Consider the following 19,118-nt stretch of genomic DNA (forward strand, 5'->3'; position numbering starts at 1 on the left):
ATGATCACCGGCAAGCCGCCGATCAAGTCACTCGGCCGCCTCGGCATAGGCTTCGACGGGCGGGCAGGTACAGATCAGGTGGCGGTCCCCATGCACGTTGTCGACCCGGCCCACGGGCGGCCAGTACTTGTCCACCCGGAACGCGCCCGGGGGGAAGCAGCCCTGTTCGCGGGTATAGGGCCGCTCCCACGCGCCCAGCAGATCCTCGACCGTGTGCGGGGCGTGACGCAGGGGCGAGGCGTCGGCGTCGACGCGACCTTCCGCGACATCGGCGATCTCGTCGCGGATCGCCAGCATGGCCGTGATGAAGCGGTCCAGCTCGGCCTTGGTCTCGGACTCGGTCGGCTCGACCATCAGGGTGCCCGGCACCGGCCAGCTCATCGTGGGCGCATGGAACCCGGTGTCGATCAGCCGCTTGGCGATGTCGTCGACCGTCACGCCCTCGGCCGCGAAGGGCCGCGTGTCGACGATGCATTCATGCGCGACCCGGCCCCGGTTGCCCATGAACAGGATCGGATAGCGCCCCGCCAGCCGCGCGGCGATGTAGTTCGCGTTCAGGATCGCCACCCGGGTCGCCTGGGTCAGCCCCGCGCCGCCCATCATCAGGATGTAGGCCCACGAGATCAGCAGGATCGAGGCTGACCCCCAGGGCGCCGCGCTGACCGCACCGATGCCGTCGCGCGGATCGGCGGGCAGATGGGGGGCCAGATGCGCCTTGACCCCGATCGGGCCCATGCCCGGGCCGCCGCCGCCATGCGGGATGGCAAAGGTCTTGTGCAGGTTCAGGTGGCTGACATCGCCGCCGATCTCGCCGGGCTTCACCAGCCCGACCAGCGCATTCATGTTCGCGCCGTCGATATAGACCTGCCCGCCATGGTCATGGGTGATCCGGCAGACCTCGCGCACCGTGTCCTCGAACACGCCATGGGTCGACGGATAGGTGATCATCACCGCCGCCAGCCGGTCGCCCGCGGCCGCCGCCTTGTCGGCGAAGTCTTCCAGATCGATGTCGCCGTTCGGCGCGGATTTCACCACGACGACCCGCATCCCGGCCATCTGGGCGCTGGCGGGGTTGGTGCCATGCGCGCTGACCGGGATCAGGCAGATGTCGCGATGCTCGCCCTGCGCCTGGTGATAGGCGGCGATCGTCAGCAACCCCGCGTATTCGCCCTGGGCGCCGCTGTTCGGCTGCAGTGAAAACCCGTCATAGCCGGTGATTGCGCACAGCTTGTCGGTCAGGTCGGCAAAGACGCGGTGATAGCCCGCCGCCTGATCGGCCGGGGCAAAGGGGTGCAGCGCGGAAAACTCGGGCCAGGTGATCGGCATCATCTCGGCCGCGGCGTTCAGCTTCATCGTGCAGGACCCCAGCGGGATCATCGCCCGGTCCAGCGCCAGATCCCGGTCCGACAGCCGCCGCATGTACCGCATCATCTCGGATTCCGCCCGGTTCATGTGGAACACCGGATGGGTCATGAAGTCGCTGGTCCGCATTAGATCGTCGGGGATCGCCGGTGCCGTGGCCGGTTCCGCCGGATCAACGATGCCGAACGCGTCCAGCACCCGCGCGATCACGCCGGCGTCGGTCGTCTCGTCCACCGAGATCCCGACCCGGTCGCGCCCGACCGCGCGCAGGTTGATGCCGCGGTGTCGTGCTGCCGCCAGGATCCCGGCCTGCCCGACACCGACGCGCACCGTGATCGTGTCGAAGAACGCATCGGGGTCGACCTCTGCCCCGGCGGCACGCAGCGCGTTGGCCAGCGTGGCCGCGTGCAGATGCACGCGCTGCGCGATCGCGCGCAGGCCCACGGGGCCGTGGAACACGCCATAGAACGAGGCCATCACCGCCAGCAGCGCCTGCGCCGTGCAAACGTTTGAGGTCGCCTTTTCCCGCCGGATATGCTGTTCGCGGGTCTGCAGCGCCAGGCGATAGGCCTGCCGCCCGGCGGCATCGATCGACACCCCCACGATCCGCCCCGGCATCGCCCGCTTGAAGTCGTCCCGGCAGGACATGAATGCCGCGTGCGGGCCGCCATAGCCCATCGGCACGCCGAACCGCTGGGATGACCCCACGCAGATGTCGGCGCCCATCGCGCCGGGCTCCCGCAGCAGGCAGAGCGCCAGCAGGTCGGTCGCGACGATGGCCACGGCGCCGGCCTCGTGCAGCGCCTGGCATTCGGCCGTGATGTCACGGATATGGCCGAACGTGCCCGGATACTGGAAGATCGCGCCGAACACCGCCGCCGGGTCGCAGTCGGCGGGGGCGCCGCGGATGATCTCGATCCCCAGCGGTTCGGCGCGGGTCGCGATCACGCTGATCGTCTGCGGGTGCAGGTTGTCGCTGACGAAGAACGCCTTGGCCTTGGATTTCGCCACCCGATGCGCCATCGCCATCGCCTCGGCCGCCGCCGTCGCCTCGTCCAGCAGGCTGGCATTGGCGATGGGCAGGCCGGTCAGATCGGCGACCATCGTCTGGTAGTTCAGCAAGGCTTCCAGCCGCCCCTGCGCGATTTCCGGCTGATAGGGCGTGTAGGCCGTGTACCAGGCGGGATTTTCAAGGATGTTGCGCTGGATCGCCGGCGGCGTGACCGTGCCGTAATACCCCTGCCCGATCAGGCTGGTCATCACCCGGTTCTGCCCCGCCACCTCGCGCATCAGCGCCAGCAACTCGCGTTCCGACAGGGCCGGCCAGTCCAGCCGGTCGGCCTGCCGGATCGATTCCGGCACCGTCTGGTCGATCAGCTCGTCCAGGCTGGCGACCCCGACGGCCTTGAGCATCTCGGCCATCTCGGCCGGGCTGGGGCCGATATGACGACGGTTGGCAAAGTCGTCCGGGTCGTAGTCGGTGGGGGTCCAGCGGGTCATCGGCGTGCTCTGCATGACGGCCGGCGGACCGGCGGGGGCGATGCGCCGACAGCCGCCGCGCGCTTCGGCCGCCAGCATAAATTGCCTCTCGTCGGGGACAAGGCCCATTCCGGGACGGGCGATACCGCAGCTTCGAGGCTGCCGCGAAGCCTGTAGAATCCGACACGTCGCCGGTGCGGAACAAGCCCGCCGCTCGCGGGTTGATCACGCGGGCCGTCCGCCCGATATGGGACATGAGTAAAGCCCGGAAAGGATCGCCATGTCCCGCGCTGCGATGCATCGCCTGTCGTTCTACCTTCTGATGGGTGTGACGCTCTACGCCTCGCTCGTCGGCGCGGGCTGAGGCGGGCCATGGCACGGCGTTTCGGCGGCAAGTATTCACCTGGTCCCGGTCGGCAGTCCGGCAACGCTGCAGCACCGCTGCCCTCGGCGCCGCGACCTGGCGAGGCGCGGCACAAGTTCGAAACCCGGACCACCTGGGTCACGGTGATGGCCACGCCGTTCCTGCTGGGCGCATTCGTTCAGGGCACCCCCTTCGAGTTGGCGACCAGTCTTGCAGGGTTCGGGCTGATCGCCGGCGGCATGTGGCTGACCCGCGAAGGGCTGCAGGCCGAAGCGGCCTATGACGCGCGTCGCCTGGCCCGGCGCCCCGCAATTCCGCGCAAGCTGTTCGGCGGCATCGTCACGGGGCTCGGCATTGCCGTGGGCGCCGTCGAACCCGACGCGGTGGCGGGCGCCGGCGTGCTGGGCTTCACCGCGGCTATCCTGCACTGGTTTGCCTTCGGCCCCGATCCGACCAAGGACAAGGGGATGGAGGGCGTCGACCAGTTCCAGCAGGACCGGGTCGCCCGGATGCTGGAAGAAGCCGAGAACTACCTGAAGGGCATGTCGGACGCGATCCTGCGCACCCGGGACCGCCAGCTCGAGGCGCGGGTCAACATCTTTGCGGCGACCGCGCGCAACCTGTTCGACCGGGTCGAACAGGACCCGGACGATCTGTCCGCCGCCCGGCGGTATCTGAGCGTCTACCTGATGGGGGCCCGCGACGCGACGGTGAAGTTCGCCGACCTCTACGCCCAGACCCATGATCCGCGGGCCCGCGCCGACTACGAGGCGCTGCTGACCGATCTGGAACGCAACTTCTCGGCCCTCTCCCAGCGCCTGCACGAAGGCGGCCGGACCGACATGGAGATCGAGATCAGCGTCCTGCGGGACCGGCTGGCGCGCGAAGGGGTGCGGATGCCGTCGGAAACGCCTCTGATCGGCAGCCAGCCGTCGGCCGCAAAGGCCGAGGATCTGTTCCGCATGCCGGCCGACCAGAAGGCCGGGCGCTGACCTGTCGATGCCGCGCTATGCGCTGAAGCTGGAATATGACGGCCGGCCCTTCGCGGGGTGGCAGGCGCAGGCCGGCCAGCCCTCCGTCCAAGCCGCCGTGGAACGGGCGCTGGCGGCGCTCGACCCCGGCTTTGCCGCGGGCGCCCGGATCGTGGCCGCGGGCCGGACCGATGCGGGTGTTCATGCGACCGGCCAGGTGGCACATGCCGATCTGGTACGGGCTTGGGACCCGTTCCGGCTGGCCGAGGCGCTGAACTGGCATCTGAAGCCCGATCCGGTCGCGGTGCTCGCCGCAGCCCGGGTGCCCGACGACTTCCACGCCCGGTTCACGGCAACGGAACGGCGCTACTGCTTTCGCCTGCTGGCGCGGCGCGCGCCGGCCGTGCACGGCCGCGGGCAGGTGTGGCAGGTGCGCCAGCCGCTCGATGTCGGCGCCATGCGGCAGGCGGCCTCCCATCTGATCGGCCGCCATGATTTCACCACGTTCCGGTCCACCATGTGCCAGTCAGCCAGTCCGGTGAAGACGCTGGACGAGATCACCATCGCCCTGCACCCGGCCGGCCACGGAACCGAATACCGGTTTCACCTGCGGGCGCGGTCGTTCCTGCACAACCAGGTGCGGTCCATCGTCGGCACGCTGGAGCGTGTCGGTGCCGGGGCCTGGCCGCCCGAGCGCGTGGCACAGGCGCTGATGGCCCGCGACCGCAGCCAGTGCGGCCCGGTCTGCCCGCCGCAGGGGCTGTACCTTGCCGGGGTGGGCTACCCCCAGGACCCGTTCAGCGGACCCGCTTCCAGTTCGGGATGATCACCGTCATCACGGTATTCCAGACGATCCACAGGTCCAGCGCCAAGGTCCGGCGGCGCTGGTAGATCATGTCCAGCTGCAGCTTGGTCGGCAGGCAGCGGCGATAATAGGCCCGCTCCGTCGCCTCGGCGGACGGGCAGGCTGCCATGATCTTGTCCTCATGCGCGTGATAGATCAGCGTGGCAAGCCCGGTCACCCCCGGCCTCGTACGCAGAACCTGGCTGTATTCGACGGGAAAGCGCTCGACATATTCGCGCAGCGGCGGCCGCGGTCCCACGAAGCTCATGTCGCCGCGCAGTCACCACGCCCCTTCCATCCTGGTCTCGACCTTCACGGCAGCCCTAGCATCACGTCTCCTTAAAGGGAATGCATCGGCCGGAGAACTCACCGAATCTTGCAGAAGGGCAGCGTTTTTGCCACGGTGCCCCGACCCTGAATCCTGCCCGGAAGGAAAGTCTTTGCGCAAGTTCCTGGTCGTCCTGGACGACACGCGCGAATCGTTGAACGCGATCAGGTTCGCGGCCCTGCGCGCCGCGGCGACCGGCGGCACGGTGCAGGTGCTGGCGGTGATTCCCGCAGACGAGATCCAGCACGGGTTCGGCGTGGCCGACGTCATGCGGCAGGAGGCGACCGAGCGGATCGAGGCGCATTTTCAGGTGTTTGCCAAATGGATGCGCGAACGCCCGGGGGTCGAACCCGAACTGGTCATCCGCGAAGGTGAGCCCTCGACCGAGTTGCTCGCCCAGATCAGCGCCGACCCGGAAATCGGGATCTGCGTGCTGGGTGCCGCCAGCGACGGGTCGGGGCCCGGGCCGCTGGTCACCCGTCTGTTGCGCGACGTCGCGCAGCTGCCCTGCCCGCTGACCATCGTGCCCGGCGACATCTCGCTGGACCGGCTGAAGGAAATCACCTGAGCGATGGACACGCTTCGGACTTTGGCCACTGGTCCCAGCCGCGGCCGCGCTTGACCGCGGGGGCATGGGGGACCATATCCCAAGGTCAAAGGAGCCTGCCATGTTCATCCAGACCGAAACGACGCCGAACCCCGCCACGCTGAAGTTCCTGCCGGGCGAGACCGTCATGTCGGCCGGCACCGCCGATTTCCCCGCCGCCGAAGGGGCGGGCAACAGCCCGCTGGCCCAGCGGCTGTTCGCGGTTCCCGGGGTCACGGGCGTGTTTCTGGGCCATGACTTCGTGACGGTGACCAAGACCGACGCGGCGGTCTGGGATCAGATCAAGCCGTCGGTGCTGGGCGCGATCATGGAACATTACCAGTCCGGCCAGCCCGCCATCGTCGAGACGACCGCCGCCGACGACGGGCACACGCCCCATTCGGGCCCGGACTCCGAAATCGTGGACCAGATCAAGGAACTGCTGGACACGCGGGTCCGCCCGGCCGTGGCGCAGGACGGCGGCGACATCACCTTCCACGGGTTCGACCGCGGCGTCGTCTATCTGCACATGAAGGGCGCCTGCGCCGGCTGCCCGTCGTCCACCCTGACGCTGAAGATGGGGATCGAGAACCTGCTGCGCCATTACATCCCCGAGGTCACCGAAGTGCGGCCGGTTGCCTGACGCGCTGACGCTCGGCTTCGACACGTCGGCCGCGCATTGCGCGGCCGCTGTCGTTTCGGGTGACCGGGTGCTGGCGCATCGGATCGAGCCGATGCCCCGGGGCCAGGCGGAGCGGCTGTTTCCGCTGCTCGACGAGCTGCTGGCCGAGGCCGGGGCGGGATGGGCCGATCTGACCTGCATCGGAGTCGGCATCGGTCCGGGCAACTTCACCGGCATCCGGATCAGCGTGGCGGCCGCGCGCGGACTGGCGCTGTCGCTTTCCATCCCCGCGATCGGCGTGACGGTGACCGAGGCTGCCACGCTGGATGCGGCCCGCCCCTGCCGCGCCCTGGTACCCGGACGGGCCGGGCAGGTGTTCTGGCAGGATTTCGGACCCGACGGCCCGCTGACCGACCCCGCCGAAGGCACGGAACACGCCTTGCCCCCGGGGCCGCCGCGTGCCGAACCCACCCAGCCGCTCGCCGTCGCGATTGCCCGCCTTGCAGCCCGGCGCCACGTCGTCACCGTGGGGCATAGCCCGACGATCTGGCCCCGCCCCGCGCCTGTTTACCTGCGCCCTCCCGACGCGGCTCCGCCGCGCGATCCCGGGCCGGTCATCCTGCCGTGACGACGGATGACATGGCGGCGCTGCACGCCCGCTGCTTCACCCTCCCACGCCCCTGGTCTGCCGCCGAGATCGCCGAAATTTCCGGCCTGCCCGGCAGCTTTCTGATGCTGCGCCCGCACGGCTTCCTGATCGGACGGACCGTGCTGGACGAGGCCGAGCTGCTGACCCTGGCTGTCGATCCGGACCACCGACGCCAGGGCATCGGTCGTGCGCTGCTCGACCACTTTGCCGGGCAGGCCCGCAGCAGCGGGGCGCGCAGCGGCTATCTGGAGGTCGCGTCGGACAACAGGGCCGCCCAGGCGCTCTATGCTGCGGCGGGCTGGCGGCAATCCGGGTTGCGGCGCAGCTATTACGGCCCGGGCATCGACGCACTGATTCTGACCACGTCCCTGTGACAAGGCGGCGATCCGGCCCGGACCGGTAGCGCCGTCGACTGCCGTTGGGGCCCGCCCTGCGTGGTCATGTCTAGCTGGCGCGCTGATCTTTGCCAACTGGCGCGGTGGCGGGCCTGGGCGCGACGTTCCCGTTCCGGCTGATGGGGGCCGTGGCCAACCGCTTTCCCGCGATCGAGCTGGCTCCGGTCGTCATCCCCTCGACGGTGATGAACGCCCTGTCTATGTCCTGACGGTGATCATGCTGGCGGGGTTCGTCGGCAGGCCACCCCGCCCGCGCCAGAGGAGGACCCCATGTCAAGGAGCGGTGAGCTTGCCCGCATCATCCGCGAGCGCGCCGGCGACCGGCCGCCGGATTACGGGCTGATCCTCGGCTCCGGACTCGGCCACCTCGCCGACATGGTCGACGGCGCCACCATCCCCTATGCCGATCTGGACGGCTTTCCGGCGGCCGGCGTGTCGGGCCATGTGCCACGGCTGTCTGTGGGATGGTTCGAGGACCGCCGCGTCGCGGTGTTCGGCGGACGCGCCCATTACTATGAACATGGCCGCGCCGACGCGATGCGCCTGCCGCTCGAGGTGCTGCGCGATCTGGGCTGCGACCGGCTGATCGTGACCAACGCGGCCGGATCGCTCCGCGACGACATGCCGCCGGGCGGCCTGATGTTGCTGGACGACCACATCGCCTTTGCCGGCACCAACCCCCTGATCGGCGAGCCGTCCGAGGATCGGTTCGTGCCGATGACCGATGCCCACGATCCGCAGATCCGCGCCGCTCTCCGATCAGCCGCCGCAGCCGAGGGCATCGACCTGCCCGGCGGCGTCTATTGCTGGTTTTCCGGGCCCAGCTTCGAAACCCCGGCCGAGATCCGCGCCGCCCGGGTGCTGGGCGCCGACGCCGTGGGCATGTCCACGGTACCCGAGATCATCCTGGGCCGGTTCCTGGGGCTGCGCTGCGCGGCCGTGTCGGTGATCACCAACATGGGCGCGGGGCTGTCGTCCGAGCCGATCGGCCATGCGCATACCAAGGCAATGGCCCCGGTCGGCGCGGCGCTGCTGGAAAGGGTGCTGCGCCGCCTGATGCGCGACTGACCGCCGACGGACCGGGCAGCAGCCTGATACGTGCCACTACGCGGCGGAAATCCCGCAAAATATTGTGGCTCTGCCGTGACAAGCGGCGGCCGCACCGCTATATGATGCGGGTCAACCGCAGGATAACAGACGCATGAGCGCAGCCACGGTGCAGCCGAACCATTACGGCGCCGATTCCATCAAGGTACTCAAGGGACTCGAGGCCGTGCGCAAGCGGCCGGGCATGTATATCGGCGACACCGATGACGGCTCGGGCCTGCACCACATGGTCTACGAGGTCGTGGACAACGGCATCGACGAGGCGCTGGCCGGGCACGCGGACTATGTGCATGTCAAGATCCATGCCGACAGCAGCGTCAGCGTTCGCGACAACGGCCGCGGCATTCCCGTGGACGTGCACCAAGGCGAGGGCGTCAGCGCCGCCGAGGTCATCATGACCCAGCTTCATGCCGGCGGAAAGTTCGACCAGAACAGCTACAAGGTGTCGGGCGGGTTGCACGGCGTCGGCGTGTCCGTGGTGAACGCGCTCAGCGACTGGCTGGAACTGCGCGTCTGGCGCAACGGCAAGGAACATTTCGCCCGTTTCGAGGGCGGCCATACGGTCGAGCATCTGCGCGTCGTGGGCGATGCCCCAGGCGAAAGCGGGACCGAGGTCCGGTTTCTGGCCTCGTCGCGAGTCGATGGCGGCACCGGCACCTTCCTGAACCTCGACTACCAGTTCAAGACCCTGGAAAACCGCCTGCGCGAGCTGGCCTTCCTCAACAGCGGCGTGCGCATCATCCTCGAGGACGACCGCCCGGCCGAACCGCTGCGCACCGAGCTGTTCTACGAGGGCGGCGTCCGGGAATTCGTCAAGTACCTCGATCGCAGCAAGACCACGGTGATGCCCGAGCCGATCTTCATCACCGGCGAACGCGGCGGCATCGGGGTCGAGGTCGCGATGTGGTGGAACGACAGCTATCACGAGACGGTGCTGCCCTTCACCAACAACATCCCGCAGCGCGATGGCGGCACCCACATGGCCGGGTTCCGGGGCGGGCTGACACGCGTGATCAACAGCTATGCGCAGTCCAGCGGGATCGCGCGGCGGGAAAAGGTCGACTTTACCGGCGACGACGCCCGCGAGGGGCTGACCTGCGTGCTGTCGGTCAAGGTTCCCGACCCCAAGTTTTCAAGCCAGACCAAGGACAAGCTGGTCTCGTCCGAGGTCCGCCCGGCGGTCGAGAACCTGCTGACCGAAAAACTCTCCGAGTGGTTCGAGGAGCATCCGGCCGAGGCCAAGTCGATCCTGGGCAAGATCGTCGAGGCCGCGCTGGCGCGCGAGGCCGCGCGCAAGGCCCGCGAACTGACCCGCCGCAAGACCGCGATGGACGTGGCCAGCCTGCCCGGCAAGCTGGCCGACTGTCAGGAAAAGGACCCCGCGCTGAGCGAGCTGTTCATCGTCGAGGGTGACAGCGCCGGTGGATCCGCCAAACAGGGCCGGTCGCGCCAGAACCAGGCGGTGCTGCCGTTGCGCGGCAAGATCCTGAACGTCGAGCGCGCGCGCTTCGACCGGATGCTGTCGTCCGACATGATCGGGACGCTGATCACCGCGCTCGGCACCGGCATCGGGCGGGACGAGTTCAACCTGGGCAAGCTGCGCTACCACAAGATCGTCATCATGACCGATGCCGACGTGGACGGCGCCCATATCCGCACGCTGCTGCTGACCTTCTTCTTCCGGCAGATGCCGCAGCTGATCGAGGCGGGGCACCTGTATATCGCTCAGCCCCCGCTCTACAAGGTCAGCCGCGGCCGGTCCGAGGTGTATCTGAAGGACGAGGCCGCGCTCGAGGACTACCTGATCCAGCAGGGCATCGAGGGCGCGACGCTGAAGCTGGGCGGCGGCGAGGAGATCGTCGGCGCCGACCTGGCCCGCGTGGTCGAGGAGGCGCGGGCCGCGCGCCGGGTGCTGCGCACCTATCCCACCCATTACCCGCCCCACATCACCGAACAGGCCGCCATCGCCGGGGCGCTGCTGCCCGGCCGGGTGGACGAGGATCCGCAGGCCGCCGCAACGGCGGTGGCCGAACGGCTGGACATGATCGCCCTGGAATACGAGCGCGGCTGGTCCGGGCGCCCCACCCAGGACGGCGGCATCCGCCTGTCCCGCCTGGTGCGCGGCGTGGAAGAGGGACGCACTTTGGAAGGACCGATGCTGCGCTCCGGTGAAAGCCGCCGGCTTGGCGCCATGACCGGTGCCCTGCAGGAAGTCTATGCCCGCCCCGCCCGGCTGGTCCGCAAGGACCGGGACACGACCATCACCGGCCCGCTGTCGCTGCTGCAGGCGATCTTCCTTGAAGGCGAAAAGGGGCTCAGCCTGCAGCGCTACAAGGGTCTGGGCGAGATGAACCCCGAACAGCTGTGGGAAACCACGCTGGACCCGGTGGCCCGCACCCTGCTGCAGGTCCGCATCGAGGACGTGACCGAGGCCGAGGACATCTTCACCAAACTGATGGGCGACGTGGTCGAGCCGCGCCGCGACTTCATCCAGCAGAATGCGTTGAGTGTGGAAAACCTGGACACCTGAACCGGCGCTGCGGATCGGGCGTCTGTTGCGGCCCGGCCGCCGGCCTAGCCCGCAAATGCGACACTGCGCCCGAAACTGTCGCGCCCGAGCTTGTCAGAGGCCATTAGCCGTCCTATTTCCATGTGAAGACGGTCACGTGCCGTGAACCCACGGGTGTTCAGGAGATTGTCGATGCGTACGCTTACCCTCATGCTTTCTGGCGCTGCCGCGCTGGGGATCGCAGGTTCCGCCACCGCCGGCGGGTTCACTGCGCCGGTGATCGCCGCCCCGCCCGAGCCGGTCATCGTGGCCCCGAGCGTGGGCAGCTGGGAAGGCGGCTATGTCGGCGGCAGCCTCGGCTATGCCTTCCAAGGCGATGACGAGGTCGGCCTGCAGGCGCCGGGTGCGTCGGAACCGGTCAGCTTCGACACGCTGGAACTCAACGGCGCCAATGCCGAACTGCGCGCCGGCTATCGCTGGCAGCGGTCGCAGTGGGTGATCGGCCCGGAACTGTCGATCCTGGGCGGCAACATCGAGGACGACATCGACATCCCCGGCGTGGGCGAGGTCACCTCGGAAGTGAACTACGTGGCCGACCTGAAGCTGAAGACCGGCTACGAGGTGCAGCCGAACACGCTGATCTTCGGGACCATCGGCGCGAGCCACGGCGACTTCACCTACACCGTTGCCGGCAACGAGTACGATTACGACGCCACCGGCTACGTCGTGGGACTGGGTGCGGAACGCAAGATCAACGACCGCACCTCGATCACCGGCGAATGGGAGTACCGGGATTTCGGCACGACCGACATCGACGTGGTGGGCGGGACGACCGTGGCAACCCCGTCGTTCCACAACGTCAAGGTCGGCGTGAACTTCCAGTTCTGATCGCCTGCGACCGGATCTGAACAAGGCCGCAGCCCCTTGGCTGCGGCTTTTCCGTGTCAGTGGCCATCGCTGGTGTCGGTCAGTCGTCAGCGGCAGCAGGCGTGGCCGTCGACACGGTTCAGCTGCGATGCTGCAGGAAGAACCGCATCATCTCGCTGCTGGCGTCGGGCCCGGCCGGGTCGGAATGGTCCAGCCCCGCCGCGCCACCGGACCAGGCGTGGCCCAAGCCGTGGATCAGCCAGTACTCGCCCCCCTGGCCCTGCCGCCGTGTCCATTCGTGCCGGCCCTCATGCGCACCGGATTCGGGCGACCCGTCGATGTGATGGGCCAGCGCGTCGCCGTTGACCGGGCTGACCACATCGTCCAGGTCGCCATGGAACAGGATCATCGGGACGCCACTGTCGGCCCCCGGTGCGGCGCCGTCGCGCATGGCACGCATCGCTTCGGACAGGCTCGCGGCGGCACCCGGCGGCAGCCCGGAATGGACCCCGATCGCCCTGAACCGGGACGGGAAGGCGCCGGCCAGCACCGCCGCCATCGATCCCCCCGCGGACAGGCCCGCGGCATACACGTCGGCATCTGCGAGGCCATGATCCTGCAGCACCTGGTCCAGCAATTCGACCAGCAGTGCCGGTTCGCCGCCATCGCTGCCCTGATGCTGCGGGTCATGCCAGTTCCAGCAGCGCATGCCGTTGTCGCGGCGATCCTGCTGCGGCCAGATCACATGCGCACCGTGCGCGGCGGCCAGGTCGTTCATCCGTGATGCCGCCATGAAGTCGGCGGCGCTCTGCCCGCAGCCGTGCAGCATCAGGATGACCATCGGGCGAGGGGCAGGACGGGCCGGAATGAACAGCAGATAGTCGCGCTGCCCATGCGGGGTGACGCCGAGCGCCTCGATCAGGCTGCCGGTGCCCGGATCCACGGACGCCCTGCCGGACATGCCGCCCGCCGCCGCCGGATGATCGATGCCCCCTCCCGACCCGAGGTCGAAGGCGGCCTTGACCCAGTCTCCAAACGTGAACAGGGGAAGTTCCACAAGAAAGTCCTTTCGCTATGCTGCAGTGCAGAAACGTGCATCGCAGCCATTCCGTTCCGCGGACGCAGCGGCACGCAGCTATGATGTGACGTTCTGTCGGGCCCGTCGCATCATCGGTCCGGTCGGCGCCGCCAGCGGCACCGGCAAGGCCCGGTGCAGGCAGGCCACGGCAAAGCCGCCATGAACCAGCCCCGCCAGCGCGGGTTCTCCGGCATCCAACCCCCCGGTATAGCTTCCGAATGCCGGCAGGATCAGGTGGTCCTGCCCCACCAGCAGCGCCCGACGCCGTGCGCCGGCCAGCCGCACCACGGGATGATAATGCCCGCTGATGTCCGGCCCGTCCCCCGGCACCGCCACGTGACGCAGCGTCACACCGGCCAGCCGGATTTCGGCCGCCGCGCGGCCCGGCAGACGGGTCCCCCGCATCGCAGGGTCGTGATTTCCGGCCACCCACGCCCAGTCGCGCCCCGCGGCCAGCCGGGCCAGTCCGGCCGTCACGTCGGTGTCCAGCGCCTCGGCTGCGGCGTCATCGTCGAACCCGTCGCCCAGGCTGATGACCCGCGCCGGCGCCAGCGCCGCGATCTCCTCGTCCAGCCGGCGCAGCGTCTCGGCCGCGTCATAGGGCGGCAGCAGCGCGCCGCCGCGCCGGGCGATGCGTTCGGACTTGCCCAGATGCAAGTCCGCCACGACCAGGCAGCGGTCGTCCGGCATCCACAACGCGCCCGAACAGCGCGCCTCCAGCGTCAGCCCCTGCCAGACGAACCGGAACCCCGTCATCGCAAACCCGTCATCGCGGCAGCGGCACCGTGGCCGGACGGGGCGCGCGGCGGGGCCGCGGCGTGGTGGTGCCGCGCGCCCGCCGCCCGACCCCGGTCGCCGGCCGGTTCACCCCGTCGCCGATCCCGGCCTGCACCGCCGCCTGCGCAGGATCATGGGTCAGGGTCAGCCCTGCGTCCCGCATCATCGCCTCTGCCTCTGCCTCGGCCAGCCGCATCCGGCCCTGCCCGTCGATCCGCACCCGCCCCATTTCCAGCATCAGCGGCGCGGCCAGCGGAGATACGCGGTCGAGCATCCGGTGGTCAAGCCGGGGCGACCGCTCCAGCATCTCCTCGATCCGGCCGAAATCCACCAGCCCGCGACCGGCCTCGATCGCTGTGATCCGCAACAGCAGGTGGTCGGGGTCATAGCGGCGCAGCGTGTCGTAGAGGATGTCGCTGGAAAACGTCGCCTGCTTGCCGCTGCGCCGCCCGCCCGGCATGTTGCGCTGGATCAGCCCGGCGATGATCGCGACGTTGCGAAAGGTCCGCTTCATCACCGCATTGCCGGCCAGCCAGTCGCCCAGCCCGGCCCGCAGCGCGGCCCGGTCCAGCAGCGGCGCGGTGTCGGTCACCGGATCGACCGACCAGACCAGCAGCGCATAATCGGTGGCCAGGAACCCCAGCGGCCCCAGCCCCGCCACCTCCATCGTGCGGGTCATCAGCAGCCCCAGAGTCTGCAGCGCGTTGCGCCCGGCAAACCCGTACAGCGCGAAATGCCAGCGCCCGTCGAACCGGAAGCTTTCGGACAGCAGCGTCCCGGGCTGCGGCAGGGCCGAGGCCGCGGCCTGGTGGGCCAGCCAGTCGCGGGTGTTGGCCGGCAGCGCGTCCCAGCGGTCTGGGTCGCCGATCAGCGCCAGCACCCGGTGCGACAGCTCGGTCGAGGTGGCCAGCTTCAGTCCGTTGAACGTGGCGATGCGCGGCTCCTTGTGCGGGTTCGGCGTCACCTCCAGCGTCAGTTCGCGCAGCCCTTCGTAACGGACCGTCATGCCGCCGATCAGGAACGTGTCGCCCGGCACCAGGGTCGCCGCGAACCCCTCCTCGACCTCGCCCAGCGGCTGGCCGCCGCGCCGGAACCGGACCTTCATCACCTCGGGGTCGATGATCGTGCCGATGTTCATCCGCAGGTCGCGGGCGGCGCGCGGGTCGCGCAGCCGCCACAGCCCGTCAACCTGCATCAGCCGCCGCCAGCGGTCATAGGCCTTCAGCGCGTAGCCGCCGGTCGCGCAGAAATCGAGACAGGCGTCGAAATCGTCCCGCGCCAGGTCCAGATAGGGGCCGGCGGCCGCCACCTCGGCAAACAGGGCATCCGCGTCAAACGGCCCCGCGCAGGCGGTCAGCAGGATATGCTGGCACAGCACGTCCAGCGGGCCGGGACCGCGCGGCTCTCCGTCCAGGTCGCGCTCGCGCACCGCCTCCAGCGCGGCCACGCACTCGATCACCTCGAACCGGTTGGCGGGCACGATCCGGGCCCGGGACGGCGCGTTGTAGCGGTGGTTGGCGCGGCCGATCCGCTGGACCAGCCGCTTGACGTTCTTGGGCGCGCCGACCTGGATCACCAGATCGACCCCGCCCCAGTCGATCCCCAGGTCCAGCGAGCCGGTCGCCACGACGGCCCGCAGCGCGCCGGCGGCCATTGCCGCCTCGACCTTCTGCCTTGCCTCGCGCGACAGGCTGCCGTGGTGCAGGCCGATCGGCAGGTTGTCGTCATTGGCGGCCCACAGCGCCTGAAAGAACAGCTCGGCCTGGGCGCGGGTGTTGATGAACACGATCGTCGTGGTGGCGCCGCGGATCGCCGCCAGAACCTCGGGGACCGCGTAATGGCCGTTGCCGCCGGCCCAGGGGGCGGCAGCGGCGGTGGGCAGCATGGCGATGTCCGGGTCCGGGCCCGGATCGGCCAGCAGCACCTGCGCGCCGCCCATGAACCGGGCCAGCGCGTCCGGGTCCTCGACGGTCGCCGACAGGCCGGTGACGCGCAGCCCGGGGGCCAGCCCGCGCAGCCGGGCCAGACCCAGCATCAGCTGGTCGCCGCGCTTGGATTCGGCCAGCGCGTGCAGTTCGTCCAGCACCACCCGGCGCAGGCTGCCGAAGATCCGCGGCGCCTCCGGATAGGACAGCATCAGGGCCAGGCTTTCGGGCGTGGTCAGCAGGATCTGGGGCGGATCGGTGCGCTGGCGCTGGCGGGCCGCGGACTTGGTGTCGCCGGTGCGGTCCTCGACCCGGATCGGCAGGTCCAGATCGGCCACCGGCCGGGCAAGGTTGCGGCCGATATCGGCGGTCAGCGCCTTCAGCGGCGACACATACAGCGTGTGCAGCCCGGTCCAGCCGTCCTTCAGGTCGATCAGCGACGGCAGGAACCCGGCCAGCGTCTTGCCCCCGCCGGTCGGCGCGATCAGCAGCGTGTCGTCCTGCGTCGCCAGCAGCTCCAGCTGGTGCGGATGCGGGGTCCAGCCCTGCCGGGCGAACCAGTCCCGGAACGCCGGCGGCAGGGTCATGCGCCGCCCTCGTCGGGGTCCGCGACCGGGGCCTCCGTCCCGCGCCGCCTGGCCCGGCCGTGCCGGGTGCCGGGGCGCGCCGCGTCCTCGCCCTCGATCATCGCCTCCAGCGTCACCAGCCGATCGGCCTCCTCCACCGGCTTGTCCCAGCGGATCAGGCTGATCCGGGGAAAGCGCAGCGCCACCCCCGACTTGTGCCGGGTCGAGCGGTTCACCCCCTCGAACGCGACCTCCAGCACCAGTTTGGGTGCCACGGCGCGGACCGGGCCGAACCGCTCGGTCGTGTTCGACCGCACGAACCGGTCCAGCTGGCGCAGCTCCTCGTCGGTGAACCCGAAATAGGCCTTGCCGACCGGCACCAGCTGATCGTCCGCCCACAGGCCGAAGGTAAAATCCGAATAGAACCCGGACCGCTTGCCGTGGCCGCGCTGGGCGTACATCAGCACCGCGTCCACCACCCGGGGATCGCGCTTCCACTTGAACCAGGGCCCGCGGGGGCGACCGCCGACATACGGGGAATCGCGCCGCTTGATCATCACCCCCTCGATCACCGCGGCGGGCGGGTCGGCGCGCAGCGCGGCCAGATCGTCCCAGCCGTCGAACGCCAGCAGCGCCGAGACGTCGATCCGGTCGCTGCCGAAATCCGCGGCTTCCAGCACTGCGCGGCGGTCCATCAGGGGGCGGCTGCGCAGGTCCTCGCCCCCCCAGATCAGCAGATCATAGACCCGCAGCCCGGCCGGATGGCTGCCCAGCATGGCCCGGCTGACGGTCTTGCGGTTCAGCCGCTGCTGCAGCTCGTTGAAGCTGGCGACCTCGCCCGCGCGCCGCACCAGCAGCTCGCCATCGACCGCGCCCTCGAAATTCATCTCGGCGATGACGTCGGGAAAGGCGCCCGACACGTCCTCTCCGGTCCGGGAATACAGGCGCCGCACCCCGCCGTCGCTGACCGCCTGCACCCGGATGCCGTCCCATTTCCACTCGGCGACGTGGTCGGCGGGGTCCAGCCCCCGCAGATCGTCCAGGTCGACCGGCGTGGACAGCATCACCGGCCGGAACGGCGCCCGCGCCGCATGGGCCGGGCGCGGCCCGCCCGCGATCCAGTCGAACACCTCGGCATAGGGCGGCGTCAGCCCGTGCCAGATCTCCTCGATATCGGCGATGTCTGGCGCGCCCATCCCCGCCAGTGCAGTGCGGGCCAGCCGCGCCGACAGCCCGATCCGCAGATTGCCGGTCGCCAGCTTCAGGAAGGCCAGCCGTTCGGACGGGCCCAGCCGGTCCAGCACCCGGGCGATCGCGGCGGGCAGGCCGGCCTTGCCGGTGGTTTCCAGGATCTGCACCGCCTCGGCCAGCGACAGGTCGCCCTGCGGGGTGCCGTCCCAGATCAGCGCGATGGTTTCGGCCAGATCGCCGACGAAATCATAGGACAGCGCGAACAGCTCGGCGTCGAAGCGTTCGGCGACCAGTCTGCGCAGCAGGCTGGGGGTGACGGCGCGCAGCTTCAGGTCACCGGTCAGCGCCGCCAGCGCATAGCCCCGGTCGGGATCGGGCGTGCGTTCCAGATAGTGGCGCAGGATCTGCAGCTTGGCATTGCGCGACGGGGTGAAGGCCAGCCGTTCCAGCAGCGCGGCAAAGCGTTTCATTCGGCCTCGTCCTCATAGCCGACCAGCCGCAGCGGACGGGCCCGCAGCTGGTTCAGTTCGCACCAGCGGACCAGCGCCTCCTCGCGGCCGTGGGTCACCCAGACCTCGTCGGGGCGCAGCTCCTGCAGGGTCCCGGTCAGTTGCGGCCAGTCGACGTGATCGCTGACGATCAGCGGCAGTTCCACCCCGCGCTGGCGGGCGCGCGCCCGCACCGCCATCCAGCCGCTGGCGAAACAGATCACCGGGTCGCGAAACCGCTGCACCCAGGGGCTGGCAAAGGCCGAGGGCGGCGCGATCACCACCTGCCCCTCGATCTCGCCGGCGGTGGTCGCGGGGCGCAGGTCGCCCAGCTCCACCCCCTGCGCGACGTGATAGTCGGTCAGCCGCTGCACCGCGCCGTGCAGATGGATGGGCCGGTCATGGCCGGCCTGCCGCAGCAGCGCGATCACCCGCTGCGCCTTGCCCAGCGCATAGGCGCCGACCAGATGCGCGCGGTCGGGGAACTCGGCCATGCTGGCCAGCAGCCGCCGGGTTTCCGCCGCCGGATCGGGGTGCTTGAACACCGGCAGGCCAAAGGTGGCTTCGGTGACGAAGACGTCGCAGGCGACCGGTTCCCAGGGCGCGCAGACCGGGTTCGGGGTCCGGCAATAGTCGCCCGACACCACGATCACCGGCGCACCGGGCGCGGCCACCCGGATCTGCGCCGACCCGAGCACATGCCCGGCCGGGTGAAAGCTGACCCGGACCCCGTTCACCTCGACCGGGCCGTCAGCCACCTGCCGCCGGTCGCAGAAATCCTCGCCATAGCGGATCGCCATGATCTCCAGCGTCTGGCGGGTGGCCAGCACGCTGCCATGCCCGGCACGGGCGTGGTCGCCGTGGCCGTGGGTGATCAGCGCCCGCGGAACCGGCCGCACCGGGTCGATGTGGAAATCGCCGGGCGCACAGTAAAGCCCGGCCTCGGTGGGGTACAGCACGTCGTCGGCACGCATCCCGTTCAACCCCCTGCCCGCCCGCGCGTTCCCGGG

General features: G+C 69.8%; 17 protein-coding genes. 10 read left to right on the forward strand and 7 right to left on the reverse strand.

Translation table 11 applies throughout. The features are described 5' to 3' along the window. Nucleotides 1–27 precede the first annotated feature (27 nt). Nucleotides 28–2,862, reverse strand: coding sequence for an aminomethyl-transferring glycine dehydrogenase (gcvP, locus tag Q0938_RS11535; RefSeq protein ID WP_299362349.1), 2,835 nt, complete (start codon nucleotides 2,860–2,862; stop codon nucleotides 28–30). Between the two features lie 351 nt (nucleotides 2,863–3,213). Between gcvP and Q0938_RS11540 the strand changes: the two genes are divergently transcribed. Together Q0938_RS11540 and truA are read left to right on the forward strand one after the other, a co-directional pair. Further along, nucleotides 3,214–4,197, forward strand: a complete 984-nt coding sequence (locus tag Q0938_RS11540; protein ID WP_299362352.1) for a 5-bromo-4-chloroindolyl phosphate hydrolysis family protein — start codon at nucleotides 3,214–3,216, stop codon at nucleotides 4,195–4,197. Nucleotides 4,198–4,204: 7 nt separating this feature from the next. After that, nucleotides 4,205–5,002, forward strand: coding sequence for a tRNA pseudouridine(38-40) synthase TruA (truA, locus tag Q0938_RS11545; protein WP_299362354.1), 798 nt, complete (start codon nucleotides 4,205–4,207; stop codon nucleotides 5,000–5,002). Here truA and Q0938_RS11550 read toward each other — a convergent pair. Continuing rightward, a complete protein-coding gene (locus tag Q0938_RS11550) occupies nucleotides 4,974–5,288 on the reverse strand; it encodes a sugar transferase (RefSeq protein ID WP_299362357.1) in 315 nt (104 codons plus the stop codon). The two genes, truA and Q0938_RS11550, sit on opposite strands and share 29 nt — an antisense overlap. A 172-nt stretch (nucleotides 5,289–5,460) precedes the next feature. Between Q0938_RS11550 and Q0938_RS11555 the strand changes: the two genes are divergently transcribed. From Q0938_RS11555 to Q0938_RS11590, 8 genes are all read left to right on the forward strand, one after another. Further along, nucleotides 5,461–5,916 (forward strand): universal stress protein, encoded by a 456-nt coding sequence (locus tag Q0938_RS11555; protein ID WP_299362359.1) that lies wholly within the window; start codon nucleotides 5,461–5,463, stop codon nucleotides 5,914–5,916. A 100-nt stretch (nucleotides 5,917–6,016) separates the two neighbouring features. Then, entirely contained in the window at nucleotides 6,017–6,577 is a 561-nt protein-coding gene (locus tag Q0938_RS11560; protein ID WP_299362361.1) for a NifU family protein, read from the forward strand. After that, complete coding sequence (gene tsaB / locus Q0938_RS11565; protein WP_299362363.1) at nucleotides 6,570–7,184, forward strand: tRNA (adenosine(37)-N6)-threonylcarbamoyltransferase complex dimerization subunit type 1 TsaB; 615 nt, start codon at nucleotides 6,570–6,572, stop codon at nucleotides 7,182–7,184. Before Q0938_RS11560 ends, tsaB begins: the two co-directional genes overlap by 8 nt. Beyond that, entirely contained in the window at nucleotides 7,181–7,579 is a 399-nt protein-coding gene (locus Q0938_RS11570) for a GNAT family N-acetyltransferase (RefSeq protein ID WP_299362365.1), read from the forward strand. The genes tsaB and Q0938_RS11570 overlap by 4 nt, the downstream gene beginning before the upstream one ends. Before the next feature lie 104 nt (nucleotides 7,580–7,683). Further along, entirely contained in the window at nucleotides 7,684–7,809 is a 126-nt protein-coding gene (locus Q0938_RS11575; protein WP_299362367.1) for a hypothetical protein, read from the forward strand. A gap of 61 nt (nucleotides 7,810–7,870) precedes the next feature. Beyond that, on the forward strand, nucleotides 7,871–8,668 hold the full coding sequence (locus Q0938_RS11580) for a purine-nucleoside phosphorylase (RefSeq protein WP_299362369.1): 798 nt from the start codon (nucleotides 7,871–7,873) through the stop codon (nucleotides 8,666–8,668). A gap of 133 nt (nucleotides 8,669–8,801) precedes the next feature. After that, nucleotides 8,802–11,237, forward strand: a complete 2,436-nt coding sequence (gene gyrB / locus Q0938_RS11585; protein WP_299362371.1) for a DNA topoisomerase (ATP-hydrolyzing) subunit B — start codon at nucleotides 8,802–8,804, stop codon at nucleotides 11,235–11,237. Between the two features lie 171 nt (nucleotides 11,238–11,408). After that, nucleotides 11,409–12,104: a porin family protein gene (locus Q0938_RS11590; RefSeq protein ID WP_299362373.1), complete on the forward strand. Its 696-nt coding sequence runs from the start codon at nucleotides 11,409–11,411 to the stop codon at nucleotides 12,102–12,104. A 118-nt stretch (nucleotides 12,105–12,222) separates the two neighbouring features. Here Q0938_RS11590 and Q0938_RS11595 read toward each other — a convergent pair whose 3' ends face one another. The 5 genes from Q0938_RS11595 to Q0938_RS11615 form a co-directional block, all read right to left on the reverse strand. After that, nucleotides 12,223–13,140, reverse strand: coding sequence for a PHB depolymerase family esterase (locus Q0938_RS11595; RefSeq protein WP_299362375.1), 918 nt, complete (start codon nucleotides 13,138–13,140; stop codon nucleotides 12,223–12,225). A 78-nt stretch (nucleotides 13,141–13,218) separates the two neighbouring features. Beyond that, the gene (pdeM, locus tag Q0938_RS11600) at nucleotides 13,219–13,917 is read right to left on the reverse strand and encodes a ligase-associated DNA damage response endonuclease PdeM (protein WP_299362377.1); all 699 of its coding nucleotides are present in this window, start codon (nucleotides 13,915–13,917) and stop codon (nucleotides 13,219–13,221) included. 10 nt (nucleotides 13,918–13,927) lie between these two features. Continuing rightward, nucleotides 13,928–16,450 carry a ligase-associated DNA damage response DEXH box helicase gene (locus Q0938_RS11605; RefSeq protein WP_299362379.1) on the reverse strand — a complete coding sequence of 841 codons (2,523 nt, stop codon included), beginning with the start codon at nucleotides 16,448–16,450 and terminating at the stop codon, nucleotides 13,928–13,930. Then, nucleotides 16,447–18,090, reverse strand: coding sequence for a cisplatin damage response ATP-dependent DNA ligase (locus tag Q0938_RS11610; RefSeq protein WP_299362382.1), 1,644 nt, complete (start codon nucleotides 18,088–18,090; stop codon nucleotides 16,447–16,449). The genes Q0938_RS11605 and Q0938_RS11610 overlap by 4 nt, the downstream gene beginning before the upstream one ends. Next, nucleotides 18,087–19,082 carry a ligase-associated DNA damage response exonuclease gene (locus tag Q0938_RS11615; protein ID WP_299362384.1) on the reverse strand — a complete coding sequence of 332 codons (996 nt, stop codon included), beginning with the start codon at nucleotides 19,080–19,082 and terminating at the stop codon, nucleotides 18,087–18,089. The genes Q0938_RS11610 and Q0938_RS11615 overlap by 4 nt, the downstream gene beginning before the upstream one ends. Nucleotides 19,083–19,118: the final 36 nt, after the last annotated feature.

This window comes from uncultured Paracoccus sp. (genome assembly GCF_947496875.1).
GTDB lineage: Bacteria > Pseudomonadota > Alphaproteobacteria > Rhodobacterales > Rhodobacteraceae > Paracoccus.